We start from the raw sequence: 4,092 nt of genomic DNA on the forward strand, positions 1-4,092 counted from the left end.
GAGCAGCATGGCAATATATTTTACTTTAGGCTTTATCATAACAACAATGCACACAATAAAAAGCGCAGTAAAATTGTTGAACAGAAAAGTTTTTTCAAACGCAATCAAGAAAACAAGAATCACTGAATAGACAAGATAAAAATAAGAAAAACACTTCCGCTTGAAAAAAGCCGCAACTAAAACGTAAATAAAATTCATAACAGCAATAATACAAGTTCCAATGAAAAATCCCTCGTTAAAGCCTTTCCAAATATAAAGAGCACAGATAATTCCAGAAAGAACACTTGTGAATAAAACGAAATGGTCGTTTAGAAAATCGGTAAGAATATTAGACTTCACAAGCCCTCCCCTGCAAAGCGAAACGGGCGAATAAAAGAATAAAAAAATCTTCTATATAATGGCTATATAAATAATAGCACCTTTTCCAAGAATTTCAATAGAACAAGAGGCAATATCGAAAAGTTTATGAATTTTTTTTTGTCCGTTATTTTTTGCTGAAATCTTTTATAAGCTGTTCAATTTCCGTGCGCATAGGCATTACAGAAAGCGAGCCTTTTTTCGTTGTTACAAGCGATGAAGCGGCATTTGCAAAGACAAGCATTTTTTGCAGACGCTCCCTAGAAAAAGTTTCGTATCCAGCGCAAAGAATTTCATGCAGGATGCAAGCGCAGAATGTGTCGCCCGCTCCAGTCGTGTCAATTGTTTTTACGTTTGAAAATGTTCCGGCTGTTTCATGCAAAGAAATTTTTCCGTCAGAATAAAACGCTTCGCTTCCGTCCTTGCCCTTTGTAACTGTAATCAGCGGAATTTTAAATTTTGAGCGGATCCAGTTTATGCCATCGCAAATAGATTTTTCGCCTGAAACAAATTCAAGCTCTTCTGATGCAATCTTTAAGATTTCACATTCTGAAAGTCCAAACAAAATTTTTTCTTTTGCCTGGCTTTCACTTTCCCAAAGCGGAAGCCTTAAGTTCGGGTCAAATGAACGGAGCACGCCAGATTTTTTTGCTGTCTCAAGTGCAAATTTTGTAGCATCAAAGCAAATTTCATTTGTCATTGATAAAGTTCCAAAGTGAAATATTTTTGCAGCTGAAATCAGCTCCGATTTTATTTCAGATTTTTCAAGCATTGAATCTGCGCCTTGATTTCTGTAAAACGAAAAACTTCTGTCGCCGTCATCCGCAGTGTGAACAAAAGCGAGCGTTGTTTTATATTTTTTTGAAAAGATAAGATTTTCTGTTCCGATTCCAAGATTTTCAATTTTTGACTTGAGCATTTTTCCAAACATATCATCTCCGACTTTTCCAACAAACGAAGCTGAATGTCCAAGCTTTGAAAGCATCGCAAGAACATTGCACGGAGCTCCTCCAGCGTTCGCCTCCATAAGCCAGTTTTTTTGTGCGCTCATTCCGTTCTGAGTAAAATCTACAAGAAGCTCGCCCAGCGCAACAGCATCGTAATTTTTCATTTTGCAAATCTCCATAATTTAAATTTCAAAAATCTTGTATTCAGCGCGGATATTTTCTGAAACAGACATTTCAAGCAACACGGAATTTTCATCGCTGTCAAAAATTTGCGCAGGCATAAGAAAAAATGCATTTGTAAATGCCACCTCGCCGTCGTTAACAAAAACTTCCATGGAACAAGTATCAATTAAAATCCTAAGGGAAATCTTTTTTCCATAAACGGATTTCTCGCAACAGAACGAAGACAGCGGAAGTTTCATTTTGCGGAAATTTATTTTTCCGCCGCCGTCCACGGATTTTTTTCTGTCAAACCAAAGCGTTTGTTCAGCAAAGTCGCAAGTGAATTCTACGGAAAATTTTTTGCCTGCAATTGTTCTGCTTAATACAAGAGAAAATTTTCCATTTGGATTTTTGCAAGCCGCTGAATTTTCAAAAGCAGAAAAAAGCTCAAGTTCAATATCTCCATGCAAAAAATCATTTTTTACAAATCCAGAGCCTCCAAAGACAATGCCGCTTTCACATTTTTTTCTATATGATGAAAGTTCATGCACAGGATTTTGAAAAAGTTTTCCGTTCTTCAATTCAAGTTCACGGGGAAAAGTCATCATTCCAGACCAAAGATAATCTTGAGGCGTAATGTACGATTCCCAGTTTTGCATCCAGGCAATCATGATTCTTCGTCCGTCAGGAGCAAGGCAAGTCTGAGGCGCATAAAAATCGATTCCGCCGTCAATCTGCGCAAAATCAAAAGAATTTTCAGTTCGTCTTTCGCGCTCAAAAACAAATTCTGGCCTTTTTAGAATTCCTGTCATGTAAACACTATTGTTTCCGTTGTGAAGTCCGTTCTCAAAATCCGCTTTCATTTCCTGCGGAGAAAAAATCACAACGTCCTTTCCGTCCAATTTAAAAATGTCTGGACACTCCCACATTCCGCTTTTTCCGCTGCTCCTGTCAATCACAGAAACGAATTTCCAGTCAAAAAGATTTTTAGAGCAGAAGCAGACAAGAGAGCCTTTTCCGTCTGGCATTTTGAGGACACACGCCATGTAAAATTTTCCGTCTTCTCGCCACAGCTTGGGATCACGGAAATCGCCTTTTTGAAATTCAAAAGGAACATCTGCCGCGCCAATTACAGGATTCTTAAGAAATTTTTTGTAGCAAAGTCCGTCGCCTTCTGCCACGCACTGGTTCTGCAAAGTTTCGCCTTTTGAATTTTTTGAAACTCCTGTATAAACAAGAATATGCCGCCCTTCAAATTCAATTGCCGTTCCAGAAAAGCAGCCTTCGCAGTCAAAAGTGGAATCAGGAGCAAGAGCAGGCTCAAGAATTTCCCAGCGCACAAAATCTGAAGTGCAAAGATGCCCCCAGTGCATTGCTCCCCATTGAGTTGAATACGGATGATACTGAAAAAACAAATGGAACTTTCCGCCGAAAAATGAAAAGCCGTTCGGGTCGTTGCACCATCCCGCCGGAGAAAACGCATGAAAAAGTGGAAGCTGAAAATTTTGCGACGGCAATTTCAAACTTTCCTGAATTTCATTTTGTTTTTTTACAGCAGCTTTTAGTGTATATTTTTGCATAGACTTTCCCAAGACATTCCTAGGTAATTAAATATAAAGATTATTATATCATTGTTCAGAAAAATTTTTCTATAAATTGTATGGCAGATAAAAATTGAAGACACCCGGTTCAATCTTCACAGAATCCAAAGTCCTGAAAGTTGTAATCGCAGGATAAAGTATTTCTTTTTAGTAAAAATGTACCCAGTTCTTTGGATAAATATAGTAACTATATTTTAAAATAAAGTAACTAAGTTTGGAAATATAGTTACTTTATTCAGGGAACTTAGTGGAAATGTTTTTGAGTTATATTTTTTCTTCAATCGCCGCTGCAAGCTGCTCAATCAGCTCGTTGTCTTTTTTTGCGGCGTGCTCCATTACAGTTTTTGTGTCAAGAAGGATTCCGTGGATTTTGTGCCATGATTTTTCAGGAACAAAGGAAACATCAGAAGAATCTTTTTCCGCCAAAATGTAATCCGCGCCCGCATAGCCGATATTTTCAATTTTCTGGACGCAGGCAGGCATTATAAACGCATTGAAAATTGAATTCTCAGTCCGGTTCCGTTTTATTTTTTCCGGAATTGAATCATTTTTTTCTATATATTCAGCATATGCGAACTGCTTCACAATGCTCGCGCTGTCCGGAAGATGATTTTTTATGCCAGTCGCTCCGTAGCGGTAATATTTTGAGTCAAGCACAAAAATTTTCTGCCCGGTTTTTGCACGGTTTGTTATCATAATCGTGTCGGGACGGAGGGAGTTGTGTTTCTCATCCGTTCTAAACTCAAAGCGCTCTTCACTGCCTTTTTTGTTTTTAAGCTTCCAATAAACTTTGGGATAAAAATCTTCCTTGTCCGTCTCTCCAAAAATGCGGTCAATAAGTTTTTCCCAGATGACATGGAAATTTTGAGTTCCGTAAATAAATTCCTTATTTTCAGAGTTTTCATCAAGAAAATTCAGCACATCCAGCATATTCTTAAAAAGAAGCAGATTGTTCTCGTTAAAAGTCTGTGTCATCGCCTTTTTTATGACGGCTATAAAAAGATTTTTGTTCAGCTTAAGCTCCG

At 37.9% G+C, this 4,092-nt stretch carries 4 protein-coding genes; all 4 read right to left on the minus strand.

From position 1 onward, the window contains the following. On the minus strand, window positions 1-339 hold a 339-nt coding region (locus B4C08_RS03690; RefSeq protein WP_296663012.1), incomplete at its 3' end, for a hypothetical protein. A gap of 145 nt (window positions 340-484) precedes the next feature. Further along, window positions 485-1,468 carry a carbohydrate kinase family protein gene (locus B4C08_RS03695; protein WP_296663014.1) on the minus strand — a complete coding sequence of 328 codons (984 nt, stop codon included), beginning with the start codon at window positions 1,466-1,468 and terminating at the stop codon, window positions 485-487. Window positions 1,469-1,486: 18 nt separating this feature from the next. Continuing rightward, window positions 1,487-3,046, minus strand: a complete 1,560-nt coding sequence (locus B4C08_RS03700) for a glycoside hydrolase family 32 protein (RefSeq protein ID WP_296663017.1) — start codon at window positions 3,044-3,046, stop codon at window positions 1,487-1,489. Between the two features lie 285 nt (window positions 3,047-3,331). Then, a partial coding sequence (locus tag B4C08_RS03705) for an LlaJI family restriction endonuclease (RefSeq protein ID WP_296663019.1) occupies window positions 3,332-4,092 on the minus strand: 761 nt, incomplete at its 5' end.

The sequence above is a fragment of the Treponema sp. UBA753 genome (genome assembly GCF_002297325.1).
Lineage (GTDB): Bacteria > Spirochaetota > Spirochaetia > Treponematales > Treponemataceae > Treponema_D.

What these genes read in the sequence shown, in the direction of transcription:
- B4C08_RS03695 (WP_296663014.1), bottom strand. Translation starts at nt 1,468, where the DNA reads ATGAAAAATTACGATGCTGTTGCGCTGGGCGAGCTTCTTGTAGATTTT.
- B4C08_RS03700 (WP_296663017.1), bottom strand. Translation starts at nt 3,046, where the DNA reads ATGCAAAAATATACACTAAAAGCTGCTGTAAAAAAACAAAATGAAATT.